Source organism: Pseudoalteromonas sp. Ld19 (assembly GCF_045064135.1).
GTDB lineage: Bacteria > Pseudomonadota > Gammaproteobacteria > Enterobacterales > Alteromonadaceae > Pseudoalteromonas > Pseudoalteromonas aliena.
On sequence record NZ_JBISHA010000024.1, the window covers coordinates 123,439 to 138,192 of the forward strand.

Genomic DNA, 14,754 nt, shown 5'->3' on the forward strand with positions numbered 1-14,754 from the left:
GCAAGACCTAAACTACTTAATGTTGTTCAAGTGAACAAAAAGCAATCAAAGTGCTATTCTACGCTCAATCTTTGGTGTGGATTTATCATTTTTTGCCATTCCCAATCAGGATGACCCATTACTATAAAATCAGGGTTTTCAGTACTCTCGCGTTGGTTGTATGTTAAAGGGTTAAATTCTGCATCGGTAATGCAACCACCCGCCTCTTCAACAATAACTTGCGAAGCACCTGTATCCCACTCACCCGTTGGGCCAATTCTTAAAAAACAGTCAGCCTTACCTTCTGCAACGATACAAGCTTTTAAAGAACAAGAACCAACAGCAATCGTTGTAAATTGACTATTTAAATACTGACTCACTGCTTCTATCTTTTGGCGGCGACTCACTGCAAGCGTTAAACTCTCTGGTGGTGCTACAGATATTTGCTTATCAACTGAGTTTTCACGTTTAAAGGCACCATTTTTAGCAGTCGCAAAATAAGTAATCCCTTTGGCAGGCCAATGAATAACACCCAACACTGGGTGATTATTCTCAATCAGTGCAATATTTACCGCAAAATCACCACTTTCTAAAATAAACTCACCTGTTCCATCCATCGGATCGAGCAACCAATAACGCTGCCAGTCTTGTCTGTCAGCCAGTGCTGGTATAGGTGTTTCCTCCGACATAATGGGAATATCGGGCGCAAGTGCTTTTAATCCAGCAACTAGAACATCGTTTGCTGCTAAATCAGCTTTAGTAACTGGCGTGTTATCTGACTTTTCTTGTTGACCAATATCGCCTTTTTTATAAATGGCCATAATTGCATCGCCAGCGCGCTCAGCTAATTCAATACACGGTTCGATTAATTTATTCATCGGCAGCTCCAAACGCTAAATATTTATCTAATAATAGCAAAGCTGCAACACTGCGTGCTTCGGTAAAATCTTCTTGCTCTAATAATAACTGCCACTGAGTTAATGGCCACTTAACAACAACAAGTGCCTCTGGCTCATCACCAATAAGGGTTTGTGGGTATAATTGCTTAGCAAATAAAATATGCATAGTGGCATTAAAGTAACTCGGCGCCATTGTGACTGTTCTTAATGATTTAAAATACTCAGCACCAAAGCCAATTTCTTCTTTAAGCTCTCTGTTAGCAGCTTGCTCTGGGGTTTCGCCCGGATCGATTAAGCCTTTAGGAAAACCTAACTGGTAATCGTTTGTGCCCGCACAGTATTCACGTACAAGTAGTAATTCGTTGTCTGCACTTAACGGAACAATCATTACTGCTCCCCGGCCACCGCCGCGAATTCGCTCATACTGGCGCTCTTCGTTATTAGAAAATTTGAGTTCTAAAGATTCCACAGTAAATAGTCGACTTTTAGCGACCACATTATTACTAAGGATTTGTGGTGGTATTGGGTGCTTTTTATGTGTCATTGGCGTTAATTTGCTATCATGGCAGTTAGTTCAATAATAAACCTTATAAGTTGAAATTCCTATGTTAAATTGGTCAAAAATCGATACCGTTTTACTCGATATGGATGGAACATTACTCGATTTACATTACGACAGTCATTTTTGGCTTAACGTTATCCCTGCGCAGCACGCATTAGCGAGAGGCATTAGCCTAGATGCAGCTAAAGCTGATATTTTAAAACGCTATCAAGCTGTGAGTGGTCAAATACAGTGGTATTGTTTAGATTACTGGGAAGAGCAATTAAGCTTACCTATAATGGAGCTTAAACGAGAGTCTCAGCATTTAATTAAAATGCGCGAAGACGTACCTCATTTTTTAACTGAGCTTAAAAAAGCAGGCAAAGAGTTAATTTTACTTACCAACGCCCACCCTGAGAGTGTCATGCTTAAATTTGAGCATACCGCAATTGATAACTATCTAGATGGCGTAGTCTCTACTCATGAATATGGAGTAAGTAAAGAGCAACAAAGTTTGTGGCACCAAGTACAAAAAGACTTAGGGTTTAATAAGCAGCGCACTTTGTTTGTAGATGACAGTGTGCCGGTTTTAAATGCCGCACGAGAATACGGCATTGAGCACTTACTTGCAGTTGCTAACCCTGATAGCCAACAACCACATAACGAAATAGCCGATTACTTAAGTGTTACCGACTATCGTAAGATTATTTAACGCAGTTTACGTGGGTTAGATTTTTGGGTAACGCGCTTCTAGTCCTTGATATACTAACTTTGCAAAATCAGCATGTTCTGTATCAAGGCTTTTAACTACTTCGACTAAATGTTCGTTATCTTCTTGGCCATTCCATTCTTTAATATAGCTACCGTCTTTGTAACCGTGATCTTGGCGGAAGAAGTTTAACGTATTTTTACCTACGTAGCCTCGATATAAATCATCAACATCCATATCCATCTGCGCCATACAACCGGCAAATGCAGCGGCATTAAACGTTTTATCTGCAACAGCAGACGCCGCTAATATTTCTAGCGTTTGTTTAAAATCATCAGCTTGTTGGGCATTACTAAGCTCAGCTTCAAGTTGCTTTGCTAAGTCTTCGTAGCTAGTTTTGCCGTCAATTCTAAGCGACAAACCAAAATGGAAAATATCAACCAACTCTAAAATAACTTGCTCAGTATCTGGTGTTTGTTTTTTCCACCATTTCCAACCATGATGATCTAGCATTTCAGCACACTCAACCCAAATAGCGCGGTACCATTCAAATCCTTGAGTAAACCATTGCTCATGTACTTTAGTGTTCATGGCGTTTTGCATTTCTAGCATCACTACTAGCTTGTTTAAATTGGCAGACATATCAATTCCTGTCGTTTTGGTTGGCGTAATTTTTGTTGGTGTAATAATACAGATAAAATGCGGATTGTGCATTGGTGTATATTTTCATTAGTGTGCGGGTTTTTATCTTGAGGTAGTAAACTCATGCCATGAGTCAATTAAATCAATAAAATCTTCAAAGCCACAACCACTACTTAAACCATTTTCTTCAAGCGCTAAATCGTCATCTTGATACGCTATTAGGTCTTCGCTGTCTTGATGAAGCGCATGGGCTTCAAATAATGCTTCGTCTTTCGTTAAGATTAAATCGATTTCTTGGCCTTTTAGCGTTAGCGGCTCATAGCTTGAACTCACCGATGCAATGAGTGCTTGCACCATAGCTACTTTGTCTTTGCCTATTTCTTCGTTTAGCCAGCGACCAATAATAGCGTGTTCACTGCTTATTTTAATACGTAGCCCACTAATAGGGTCGCGAATAAATTGATATTCCATAGGGTTTGCCTGTAAATCTTTAATTGCGTAATTATATACGTAAACGCCCGCAAACCACAGGACATATAAAGTAAAATAGCGTCACATGGGCGCTATTTTACTCAACTTTAAAACCGTTAACTTCGCGATCTATAACGCGCGGCGTCAATAATCGACCATAAGTAAATAATAGGAACAAGTACAAAACCTATAAGTACATAAATTAGTGCGTAACTTATTACAATAGCAAGTGCAAAAAATATAGCCGCTAAAATACGCCCTTGCACTAACTGCCCTAAACCAGGAAAAAATATATTACATAATGCTGCGATTACGTTACCGCCAGAACCTTGATCTGCCATACTAACCTCTGTATTTATTTGATTTTATAATTATTTACTTACACACTCTATGCCAATTTATTAAAGCTTACAAATCAAATAGTTAAATCACCCTAGATTTAGAGAGTTAGTAAATTTTGCTAACTTTAGGTCAAATTAGCAGTTTTTATTGTGCATTTACGCTTTTTTGTTTGTTCAAAAAATTAGCAAGTTACTCGTTTTTAAGGCTATTTTATAAATAGCTGTTTATAAAAACAGTATTTTATTTAGCCTAACAAAAACACCTGCTATACTGCCCACAATATTGATTAAAAAGGCGTAACGATGGACGTTTCACAATTACTCGATGGCTTAAATGACAAACAACGCGATGCCGTTGCAGCCCCACTACAAAACATGCTGGTATTAGCAGGTGCTGGGTCTGGTAAAACACGAGTATTAGTTCATCGTATTGCGTGGCTTATGCAAGTTGAGCAAGCCTCTGCTTACAGTATTTTTGCAGTTACCTTTACTAATAAAGCAGCTAAAGAGATGCGCAGCCGCGTTGAAGAAACACTAAAAGCCCCTGTAGGTGGTATGTGGATTGGTACGTTCCATGGTTTGTCTCATCGTATTTTACGTGCTCATCACCGTGAAGCTAATTTACCTGAAGCCTTTCAAATTTTAGACTCTGACGATCAACTTCGGATGATCAAGCGCTTATTAAAATCGATGAATATTGATGATAAAAAGTGGCCTGCTAAACAATTTGGCTGGTACATAAGCGCCAAAAAAGATGAAGCACTTCGCCCTAAAGATATTCAAGCATACGATATTAACGAGCAAATGATGCTGCGTGTTTATGCCGCCTACCAAGAAGCCTGTGATAGAGCTGGCTTAGTTGATTTTGCTGAAATATTACTACGTAGCTACGAAGTGTTAAAAAATAACCCAACGTTACTGCGTCATTACCAGCAGCGCTTTGCACATATGCTCGTAGACGAATTCCAAGATACAAATACCATTCAATATGCATGGTTAAAGTTACTTGCTGGCGATACAAATAGCATCATGATTGTAGGCGACGATGACCAAAGTATTTACGGTTGGCGCGGTGCTAAAATCGAAAATATTAAGCGTTTTTTAACTGACTTTAGCGCAGAAACCATTCGTCTTGAACAAAACTACCGTTCAACCGCGACTATTTTGAAAGCGTCTAACGCATTAATTCAAAATAACTCAGAGCGTATGGGTAAAAGCTTATGGACCGACGGTAACGATGGCGAGCCAATCTCTATTTATGCAGCATTTAATGAGTTAGACGAAGCACGCTTTGTAAGCAGTAAATTACGAAGTTGGCTAAATGCGGGTAATGCCCTTCAAGATGCGGCAATTTTATACAGAAGTAACGCGCAATCACGCGTACTCGAAGAAGCTATGCTTCAGGAAGGCTTAAAATACCGTATTTATGGGGGCATGCGATTCTTTGAGCGCCAAGAAATTAAAGATGCGCTGTCGTACTTACGCCTAGTAGGTAATCGTCAAGACGATGCCGCATTTGAGCGCGTAATTAATACGCCAGCACGCGGTATTGGCGACAAAACATTGAGCCATATACGCGACTGTGCACGAGCAGAATCGTTACCGCTTTGGTATGCCGCAAAAGCAATTGTAGAACAACAGCATTTATCTGGCCGTGCTTCTGGTGCAGTAAGTAAATTTGTAGAGCTCGTTGAACAAATAGAAGATAAAATTAGCGATCTAACTTTACATGAGCAAGCTAAGTACACAATTCAAACCTCAGGCTTGATGGCAATGTACCAAGCAGAAAAAGGTGAAAAAGGCCGTGCTCGCGTAGAAAACTTAGAAGAGCTAATTAGTGCATGTGATCAGTATGAACTTCCTGAAGACGAAGAATATAGCTCACCTTTACAAGGCTTTTTAGCCCATACATCACTTGAGTCAGGTGAAGGGCAAGCAGAAGAGCACGAAGACGCAGTACAAATGATGACGCTTCACTCAGCTAAAGGTTTAGAATTCCCACTCGTGTTTATGGTGGGCGTAGAAGAAGGCATGTTTCCTTCTCAGCAAAGCAACGAAGAGTCGGGTCGTTTAGAAGAAGAGCGCCGCCTTTGTTATGTAGGTATGACTCGTGCAATGGATAAGTTATATATTAGCCATGCTGAGAGTCGCCGTTTATACGGACAAGAAAAATACCATAGCCCATCACGCTTTTTACGCGAAATACCTGAAGATTGTGTTGAAGAAATCCGTATTAAAACACAGGTTTCTCGCCCGCCTGCTGCGGGGCGCTTTAGCGCATCAGTTAGCCATGCCGCATTTGAAGACAGTGGCTTTAGCTTAGGGCAACGCGTACTGCATGCTAAATTTGGCATAGGTACAGTGCTTAATTACGAAGGCAGTGGCGCGCAATCTCGCGTACAAGTTAACTTTGACGACCTTGGCAGTAAATGGTTAGTAACGGCCTATGCACGCTTACAAGCAGTATAAAACACATCTAAATGAGCTAGAACAACAACTAGCTGACGCACATCATCGTCAGCTAGTGTTAATTACTGGCAGCTCAGCTTGGTGTTATGAATTACTTGACTCATTAATAGATGATAACAATACGCTTGTTATATCAAAGCAATGCGTGCTTAAAAATTCATATTGGCCTACCCGTACTCATCAAATTTTAGGGCAAGAATTTGCTCATGCAGTTTACGATGGTTTTAGTGGTTTGCACCCAGATAAGCTTGCAGCACTTGCCGGCGCCGTTAAAGCAGGCGGTATACTCTATTTATTACTGCCCGAATTAAATAACTTAGCTACTTGGCAAGACCCAGCTCTAAGCACAGTGCAATCACATGGTCACACCATCGACTGTAGTTTATTTAATCAACGTTTCGCGACTATTATTAAACAACTACCCGCTTTTCATTTTAGTGAAAAAAGCGGCTGTATTAATCATAACGCCAGCTATTTAGCTCATAATAAAATTGATTATCAACCACAGCAAAACTGCGTTGAACAAATAGTAAAAGTAGCTAACGGTCGTGCCAACAGACCTTTACTTATTAATGCTGATAGAGGCAGAGGTAAGTCGGCAGCACTTGGTTTAGCAACGGCAAAACTAACTGATAAAAAGGTAATTATTTGTAGCACTCAGTTTAAAGCTACGCACAGCTGCTTTAAACATTTAGCTGCAGAGTTAGACCTGCAATACAACATCGAAGATAAACAACTCGGCAATTTGCACTATGTTGCTCCTGACGCCTTATTAAATATGTTACCTGAATGTGATTTATTACTCGTTGATGAGGCTGCAGCAATCCCTGTTCCGTTATTGCTAAAAATGCTAGCGCATTACCCTCGTATAGTCTTTGCTAGCACTCTGGTTGGATATGAAGGCAATGGCAGAGGTTATACTATTCGCTTTAGTAACTATGTTAAAACGCATTATAAAGCCTCTAAAGTGATAATACTTGATGAGCCATTACGCTTTGCTAAATACGATCCTCTTGAACAACATACTCGCACCTTATTTGCACTCGATGCACAATATGAAGAGTTAGGTGGTGATCAATCAGGGCCGCTAGTCCATCGTGAAATTACTCAACAATCTCTTGTAAATAATGAGCCTTTGCTACAAAACATTATTGCTCTACTCGCCTTGGCCCATTATCAAAGTAGTGTAAACGATTTGCGTCAACTACTAGACGCGCCATCGCAACGACTATTTATTAGCCAAATTAAAAGTCAATTAGTTGGTGTATGCTTAATTGCAATAGAAGGTGGCTTAAGTGAAGAGCTTGCTCAACAGGTTATAAATGCAGAGCGCCGTCCGCAAGGGCATTTGATGGCGCAAACACTCGCACAACTTAGTTTTAATAGTGACTGTTTAACACAGCTGAGTGCTCGCGTTGTCCGAATAGCAATTGATCCAAGCTTACACAATATTGGACTCGGTAAAAAGTTACTTAGCTATTGTGAGTCACAACTAAAAGACCAATGCCATTGGTTTGGTGCAAGCTTTGGTACAACAGCACAATTGCTTAACTTTTGGCAAAACCAAGGCTTTAATACTGTAAAGCTGGGTTACCAACGTGATAAAAGCACCGCTGAACATTCAGCACTTGTCGTTAAATGCTTAAGTAATAATATCGAAATTATCCAACCGTTAAAAAAGCAGTTTAAAAACGATTTTTTTTATGGACTTTTAGCACACTTCAAAACGCTAGGCTGGCAACTTGTGAGTATTTTAATTGAAGGTTTTAGCGATGAGTTAATAAATCTCGAAACTCGCGCACGATTGGCATTACTCATTAAAAGTAATTATACTCAATTTAGTATCTCTGCGACTCTTTGGCAGGTAGTAAGCCAGTCTCCTTCTTGTATATCTCAATTAACAGGGCCTGATAAACAACTTTTAATAAAGTTAGTACTTCAAAACGAAAACGATGAAAAAGTGATTCAACAGTTAGGTTTATTAGGAAAAAAGCAGCTTGAAAATCAATTTAGACGTGCCGTAAAAAACTTCACTAGTGCCTTAAAATAACCCCTAGTCACCTTATCTCTATTAAATCTTATCCATCCTAAAGCTATTTATACAATTTGTTCTATCCTTAAAGTATTAATAGGTAAATTAAGACAAAGGCATGGAATTAATAAACTTTAAAGTGGGCTGTAAAACAATTTCACTTAAAATACTCGATATTTTATTAACAGAGCGCTTTGACAATAACCTAACAACTTTACCAAACAATAATAAAAGCTTTATTGGTGTTAAAGATTATATGGATATACCCACCCCTGTGTTTGACCTAGGTATTATTTTGAATGATATCTCAACTGAACAAAGTAATGCACAAATACTAAAGCAGCTAAGAGCATGGCAAGAAAAACAAATAAACTGGTTTAACACGCTTGAATGTAACCTATTAAACAGCTCGATTTCATTTTCAAAAAATGATACAGAACTGCAAGATTTTGTTCTATTTTACAAAGAATTTAACACCGACAATGAAGACTTAAAATTAACCATGTCTCGATTTGATGAGCCCTTTCAAACACTGTTGGAGATAGTAAAAGAAGCCATAACAGCCCATAGCAAAAAAAATCATCAACAAGTAGCGGCCCTGCTTGAAAAAATTAAACGTAATAGTCTCATTCAGCTCGAGCGCTTGTTTGAGTCAGCCAAAGAACAGATAACCCTAGACTATAAACCTATAATTATTTTTACCACTAAGGACGGTTTAAATCCGCATGTTGGATTGTTAGTAGATAAGGTCGAAGATAATATCGACTATAAAAAAGAGGACATAAAACCACTAGATAAGCTTACTGAAATTGGTTTTGATATAGATCCACAAACTAAAAATATGATGCGTGGGCTAATCAAACTCGCCGAAAAACACAGTGTATTAATTGATCCAAGCGTCATATTTAAACCTGCTCAATTAGAAGAGCACGCAAGCGAAAAAACTGAAGCCTACGGACTATTTTAAAACCTTTAAACTTAGTTCTATAATTTAAATGCCAAAGTAGGGCACTTATTGACCGTGTTGGGTAGACTGTAATTGAACAGAGTTAGCGTCCTGAGTCTAAATTCACTTTTCTGCAGACGTAAAAAAACCCGAATCGTCAGATTCGGGCTTTCTACAATTTGAAGCCTGTGTAATGTCGTAGTGCCCACAGCGGTGGAGAGCCACAGTGCAAATGGGGTACTATCTTTGCGTCGGGGCGGGCTCGCCTTCGAGCTGTTTTGTTTCACTACTGAGTTCGGTTTGGGCTCTTGGCTATTAGCTAAATCCCAGATAGCAAAAAACCCGTCACATTGCTGTAACGGGTTTCTTTAATTTGAAGCCTGGTAATGTCCTACTTTCACATAGCAAATGCTACACTATCATCGGCGCTGTTTCGTTTCACTACTGAGTTCGGCATGGGATCAGGTGGGTCCAAAACGCTATTGTCACCAAGCAAATATGGTGCAAAGAATTAATGACAAGCACGTAGTGCTCCCATTTTCTTTGCGCAAGGTGCCTCAATGTTAACGCTACGCGCTAAGAGTCACCTCTTGAATTTGGAAAATATCTGATAATATTTTTTAAGTCTTTAAGTAATATCTACTTTAGTCATATTAACTTCTTCGCTTGTTTCACTATCACATAAAACGCGTTTGGCGTTGTATGGTTAAGCCTCACGGGTAATTAGTACAAGTTAGCTTAATGGCTCACACCACTAACACCCTGAGTAGTTTGGGTCTCGCTAGGCGTTGACCTTTCCCGTCTCAGTGGGGTCGCATTATAGGGAGATCCGAAAACAGATCAACCCTTTTTTGAAGAAAACTTGAAATAATGTGCTGTTCGCAGATATTTACATCGAAACGGTCATTTTAAACACTAAAAAGACCCTCGCGGGCCTTTAAACTAGTTTACTGTGAGCTTCCACCCAAGTTTACCTTGCTGTTTAGACTCTTGTTGTAGCTCGCTGGCCATTAATGGATGCTCTTTTAACCAGTTACTTTCAAACTTAAGGTCTAACACTTCATTTTTAGCACTTAACTCAAACCTAGGTAATACATCATCTTGTCTACGCATTGATAAAATAACTGCAATACGCAGTAACCTAACAATATACTGAGCCAATAGGCTATTTGAACCAAGTGAATTAAAGCAACCTTTTTGAAAATCAGAACGGTGCGCTCCTGCGACTACCGCAATCAGCTTATGCTCTGATTGTGAGAAACCCGGCATATCAGTATTTTCTAAAATATAAGCCGTGTGTTTATGATACTGCTTATACTCTATTAGCAATCCGATCTCATGAAGCTGTGCGACTGCTTTTAACAGTGGTAGGCCATTTAAACTTTCAACTGGCCAATCTTTATTAATATTTGCAGCTAATTGAACAGCTAAGCTTGAAACTCGACATGCTTGCTTTTGATCGACATGATAACGGCTCATAAATCCATCGACAGTGCGTTTACGAATATCGTTATTATGGAATTCCGGAACCATGCTATATAAAACACCTTCACGGAGCGCGCCACCTGCGAGTCCCATTGTGTCTATTTCCAGAGATTCAAATAGTGCTATTAAGATAGCGAGTCCTGATACAAAGACCAGTCGGCGGTCTTCACTTAATCCAGGGAGATCCAACGCTGCAATAGTGCTAAATTCAATTGCTTGCTCTTTTATGCTGTTAAGTTTTTTAAGTGTAAGCAAGTCATCAAGATTTTGAGCGACCATGATTTCTTGAATAGCTTGTACTGTACCTGAAGCTCCAGAGGCAATTTTCCAACCAGCTGCTTTATATTCTGAGGATATTTCATCAATAATAGTGCGTGCTGCTTTTATAGCTGCGTTAAAGTTGCTATTACTTAACTGACAATCTTTAAAGTAACGTTCAAGATAAGTAACGCAACCCATATTAAGGCTTTTGTAATGTAGGGCGTCAAAGGCTTTACCTATTACCACTTCAGTACTTGCACCACCAATATCAATAACAAGCTGTTTGCCTGTACAAGAAGATGTATGAGCAACACCTTTATAAATTGTTCTAGCTTCTAATTCGCCGCTGATCACATTAACTTTATGACCGAGGATTTTTTCAGCTTGAGTTTTGAATACATCAGCATTAGTCGCTAAGCGCAGAGTAGCCGTTGCCACAATAGTGATATTTTGATTTGGGATATCTTGTAAGCGCTCAGCAAAAAGAGTGAGACATTCCCACCCTCGTTGCATTGCTTCTGTACTTAATACGTTGTTTTTATCAAGCCCTGCGGCTAGTCTGACCTTGCGTTTTACACGGCCAATTGTTTGCAGACCGCCAGCAATTGATTTGGCAATAAGCATATGAAAGCTATTTGAACCCAAATCAATAACTGCGTACACATTTTTTTGCGGTTTAAGTTGCCCCACCGTTCAAAAACCTCTAGTTACTACTACTTATACAAACGGTCGCTTACGACCGTCCTTTTTGGTAACTATTATTTGGACGACGTCCGCTGTTGTTACTGCGGTTACGTGGACCTGTTGAATAGTTGCGCTTTCTTTGAATAATAGGCTGTGTTAAATCATCTAACAATGCTGTTTTATCGTAATGCGATAAAGGAATGCTGTGCTCTATATATTCTTCGATTTCATGAAGATTGTATGCATACTGCTCACACGCAAAACTAATTGCATGCCCAGATGCACCAGCGCGGCCAGTACGACCAATACGGTGTACGTAATCTTCGCAATCGTCAGGTAAATCAAAGTTAAATACATGGCTCACTTCTGGAATATGTAAACCACGTGCTGCAACGTCAGTTGCCACTAAAAAGTCTAATTCGCCTTTACTGAACTGCGCTAATATACTTTGACGTTTTTTCTGATTTACATCACCAGTTAACATACCAACACGATGGCCATCAGACTTTAACCACGCATATACTGTTTCACAGCTGTGCTTGGTATTTGCAAACACGATTGCTTTCTCTGGCCATTCTTCTTCAATTAAGGTTAACAACAACTTAATTTTATCTTCTTGCGAAGGATGAAATAGCTCTTCTTGAATACGTTTACCCGTTTTAACGTCAGGTTCAATTTGAACGTGCTCTGGGTTTGTCATATGCTCAAACGCTAGTTCTTGCACACGATATGAAAGCGTGGCAGAAAATAATAAGTTTAAACGCTTCGATGTATCTGGCATACGATCGAACATATAGCGAATATCTTTAATAAAGCCTAAATCGAACATACGATCAGCTTCGTCAAGCACGACTACCTCAATTTCATTAAGGGTGTAACAGCCTTGCTTATACAGATCAATTAGGCGACCTGTAGTACCAATTAAAATATCAACGCCTTTTTCTAGTTGTGCACGTTGTTTTTCGTAATCTTCGCCACCATATACTAAACCTAAGTTAAGATTACAGTGCGGCGCTAAAATTTTAGCATCTTTGTGTATCTGAATCGCAAGCTCCCGAGTCGGGGCCATGATCAGGGCTCTTGGATGTTTACTAGGTGCTTTGCTAGATTGTAATAACCGATGGCACGTGGCAGTTAAAAACGCCAACGTTTTGCCTGTACCAGTTTGAGCTTGGCCCGCGATATCGCGTCCATCACAAATAAAAGGTAGGCATTTTGCTTGAATAGGTGTGCAATATTCAAACCCATTCTCGGTTAAACCGGCAACCACTTCCGGTGCGATAGCAAAGTCTGAAAACTTTTTATCGGTTAAATGTGTCTTAGTCATAGCGTTTAAGCATAACGTTTAAACTTGCAATAAGAAACAAGAGTGTTTAAATACGCACTAAATATTTCGCCTAACTAAATCGGAGAGCGCAATGAGCGAGAAAATAATCCAAATTACTGACGATAGCTTTGAAGCTGACGTATTACAATCAGACAAACCAGTACTAGTAGATTTCTGGGCTGAATGGTGTGGACCTTGTAAAATGATCGCCCCTATTCTTCACGAAGTTGCTGATGAATACGACAGCCGTGTGACTGTTGCTAAATTGAACATTGACCAAAATGCGGGCACACCGCCAAAATTTGGTATTCGTGGCATCCCTACTTTGCTTCTTTTTAAAGATGGCCAAGTAGCTGCAACAAAAGTAGGTGCACTTTCAAAAACTCAACTTATCGAGTTTTTAGAAAACAACATCTAATTGTAAGCTAGAACTATAAAAAAGGGTTTTTTTACCCTTTTTTAAATTTATTTTGTATAAAGACTGGACGCTTTGCCAGTGAACTGCTAGTTTATAAAGCCAACTAATCCTTAGTTATATTCAACAAACCTCACTCAACTATCAAAGCGATTTTGAGTATGACAACTGTAATAAAGAACCCACCAATATGCATTTACGCGAATTAAAAGACAAGTCCATTAAAGAGCTTGTAGACTTAGCTGAGTCCATGGGGCTCGAAAACGTAGCCCGCTTAAGAAAGCAAGATATCATTTTTGCCATTCTTAAATCCCATGCCAAAGGCGGAGAAAATATCTTCGGCGGCGGTGTATTAGAGATTTTACAAGATGGTTTTGGTTTCTTAAGATCATCAGAAGCCTCTTACTTAGCTGGGCCAGATGACATTTATGTTTCACCTAGCCAAATTCGCCGTTTCAGCATGCGTACTGGCGATTCAATATCAGGTCTTATTCGTCCACCTAAAGACGGTGAACGTTACTTTGCTTTACTTAAAGTAAATGAAGTTAACTTTGATAAACCTGAAAACTCTCGAACTAAAATTCTTTTTGAAAACCTTACCCCACTACATGCAAACGAACGCTTTCGTATGGAACGTGGTAACGGCAGTAAAGAAGATATTACAGCCCGTGTACTTGATTTAGCCTCACCAATTGGCCGCGGCCAACGTGGTTTGTTAGTAGCACCGCCAAAAGCGGGTAAAACAATGCTATTACAAAATATTGCACAATCAATTACACACAACCACCCAGATGCAACATTAATGGTATTACTAATTGATGAGCGTCCGGAAGAAGTAACAGAAATGCAGCGCCTAGTTAAAGGTGAAGTTATTGCATCAACGTTTGATGAGCCAGCTTCTCGTCACGTACAAGTTGCCGAAATGGTTATCGAAAAGGCAAAACGTTTAGTTGAGCATAAAAAAGATGTTGTTATCTTATTAGATTCAATCACTCGTTTAGCACGTGCTTATAACACCGTTATTCCTTCATCAGGAAAAGTACTAACTGGTGGTGTTGATGCCAATGCATTACACAAACCTAAGCGTTTCTTTGGCGCAGCACGTAATGTTGAAGAAGGTGGTAGTTTAACAATTATTGCGACAGCACTTATTGATACTGGCTCTAAAATGGATGAAGTTATCTACGAAGAGTTTAAAGGTACTGGTAATATGGAATTACATCTTAACCGTAAAATTGCGGAAAGACGTGTATTTCCAGCTATTGACTTTAACCGCTCAGGTACTCGTCGTGAAGAGCTACTTACTAAACCAGATGAGCTACAGAAGCTTTGGATTTTACGTAAGATTGTTCATGATATGTCAGAAATCGATGCTATGGAATTCCTAATCGATAAATTATCGATGAGTAAGACTAACGATGAATTTTTTGATTCGATGAAGCGCCAATAAGCATTCAAATCTAAAAAAAGCGCCAATTGGCGCTTTTTTATTATCTAAGGTGTTTTATAAATACTTAACCTGATCTTAGGTTATACCAATTGCATTAAATTAG

Annotated in this window: 13 protein-coding genes and 1 rRNA gene; 6 read left to right on the forward strand and 8 right to left on the reverse strand. The window is 39.4% G+C overall.

Features of this window, described 5'->3' with window-relative positions; all coding sequences use genetic code 11:
- Window positions 1–53: 53 nt before the first annotated feature.
- Window positions 54–857 (reverse strand): 3'(2'),5'-bisphosphate nucleotidase CysQ, encoded by an 804-nt coding sequence (cysQ, locus tag ACJJVZ_RS19370; RefSeq protein WP_138586428.1) that lies wholly within the window; start codon window positions 855–857, stop codon window positions 54–56.
- Entirely contained in the window at window positions 850–1,422 is a 573-nt protein-coding gene (nudE, locus tag ACJJVZ_RS19375; RefSeq protein WP_405602859.1) for an ADP compounds hydrolase NudE, read from the reverse strand. The genes cysQ and nudE overlap by 8 nt, the downstream gene beginning before the upstream one ends.
- A gap of 61 nt (window positions 1,423–1,483) precedes the next feature.
- Here nudE and yrfG point away from each other — a divergent pair, with 61 nt between their 5' ends.
- Complete coding sequence (gene yrfG, locus ACJJVZ_RS19380) at window positions 1,484–2,131, forward strand: GMP/IMP nucleotidase (RefSeq protein WP_138586430.1); 648 nt, start codon at window positions 1,484–1,486, stop codon at window positions 2,129–2,131.
- A gap of 15 nt (window positions 2,132–2,146) precedes the next feature.
- Here the strand turns inward: yrfG and ACJJVZ_RS19385 are convergent, their stop codons facing one another.
- The 3 genes from ACJJVZ_RS19385 to ACJJVZ_RS19395 form a co-directional block, all read right to left on the reverse strand.
- Window positions 2,147–2,770 carry a dUTP diphosphatase gene (locus ACJJVZ_RS19385; RefSeq protein ID WP_077536663.1) on the reverse strand — a complete coding sequence of 208 codons (624 nt, stop codon included), beginning with the start codon at window positions 2,768–2,770 and terminating at the stop codon, window positions 2,147–2,149.
- 102 nt (window positions 2,771–2,872) lie between these two features.
- A complete protein-coding gene (locus ACJJVZ_RS19390) occupies window positions 2,873–3,241 on the reverse strand; it encodes a YacL family protein (protein ID WP_024592461.1) in 369 nt (122 codons plus the stop codon).
- 116 nt (window positions 3,242–3,357) lie between these two features.
- On the reverse strand, window positions 3,358–3,582 hold the full coding sequence (locus ACJJVZ_RS19395; protein WP_077536662.1) for a hypothetical protein: 225 nt from the start codon (window positions 3,580–3,582) through the stop codon (window positions 3,358–3,360).
- A 303-nt stretch (window positions 3,583–3,885) separates the two neighbouring features.
- On the opposite strand from ACJJVZ_RS19395, the gene uvrD reads away from it, so the two are divergent.
- The 3 genes from uvrD (at window position 3,886) to ACJJVZ_RS19410 (ending at window position 9,050) form a co-directional block, all read left to right on the forward strand.
- Window positions 3,886–6,051 carry a DNA helicase II gene (uvrD, locus tag ACJJVZ_RS19400; protein WP_405602865.1) on the forward strand — a complete coding sequence of 722 codons (2,166 nt, stop codon included), beginning with the start codon at window positions 3,886–3,888 and terminating at the stop codon, window positions 6,049–6,051.
- Window positions 6,029–8,101 carry a GNAT family N-acetyltransferase gene (locus ACJJVZ_RS19405; RefSeq protein ID WP_405602867.1) on the forward strand — a complete coding sequence of 691 codons (2,073 nt, stop codon included), beginning with the start codon at window positions 6,029–6,031 and terminating at the stop codon, window positions 8,099–8,101. The genes uvrD and ACJJVZ_RS19405 overlap by 23 nt, the downstream gene beginning before the upstream one ends.
- A gap of 100 nt (window positions 8,102–8,201) precedes the next feature.
- Window positions 8,202–9,050 (forward strand): chemotaxis protein, encoded by an 849-nt coding sequence (locus ACJJVZ_RS19410; RefSeq protein ID WP_193155036.1) that lies wholly within the window; start codon window positions 8,202–8,204, stop codon window positions 9,048–9,050.
- 357 nt (window positions 9,051–9,407) lie between these two features.
- Here ACJJVZ_RS19410 and rrf read toward each other — a convergent pair.
- The 3 genes from rrf to rhlB form a co-directional block, all read right to left on the reverse strand.
- Window positions 9,408–9,522 (reverse strand): 5S ribosomal RNA (gene rrf / locus ACJJVZ_RS19415).
- A gap of 449 nt (window positions 9,523–9,971) precedes the next feature.
- A complete protein-coding gene (gene gppA / locus ACJJVZ_RS19420) occupies window positions 9,972–11,465 on the reverse strand; it encodes a guanosine-5'-triphosphate,3'-diphosphate diphosphatase (RefSeq protein ID WP_138584235.1) in 1,494 nt (497 codons plus the stop codon).
- 43 nt (window positions 11,466–11,508) lie between these two features.
- On the reverse strand, window positions 11,509–12,786 hold the full coding sequence (gene rhlB, locus ACJJVZ_RS19425) for an ATP-dependent RNA helicase RhlB (protein ID WP_077536631.1): 1,278 nt from the start codon (window positions 12,784–12,786) through the stop codon (window positions 11,509–11,511).
- 91 nt (window positions 12,787–12,877) lie between these two features.
- Here rhlB and trxA point away from each other — a divergent pair, with 91 nt between their 5' ends.
- Window positions 12,878–13,204, forward strand: a complete 327-nt coding sequence (trxA, locus tag ACJJVZ_RS19430; protein WP_002960942.1) for a thioredoxin TrxA — start codon at window positions 12,878–12,880, stop codon at window positions 13,202–13,204.
- A 187-nt stretch (window positions 13,205–13,391) separates the two neighbouring features.
- Entirely contained in the window at window positions 13,392–14,651 is a 1,260-nt protein-coding gene (gene rho / locus ACJJVZ_RS19435; protein WP_011326839.1) for a transcription termination factor Rho, read from the forward strand.
- Window positions 14,652–14,754 lie beyond the last annotated feature (103 nt).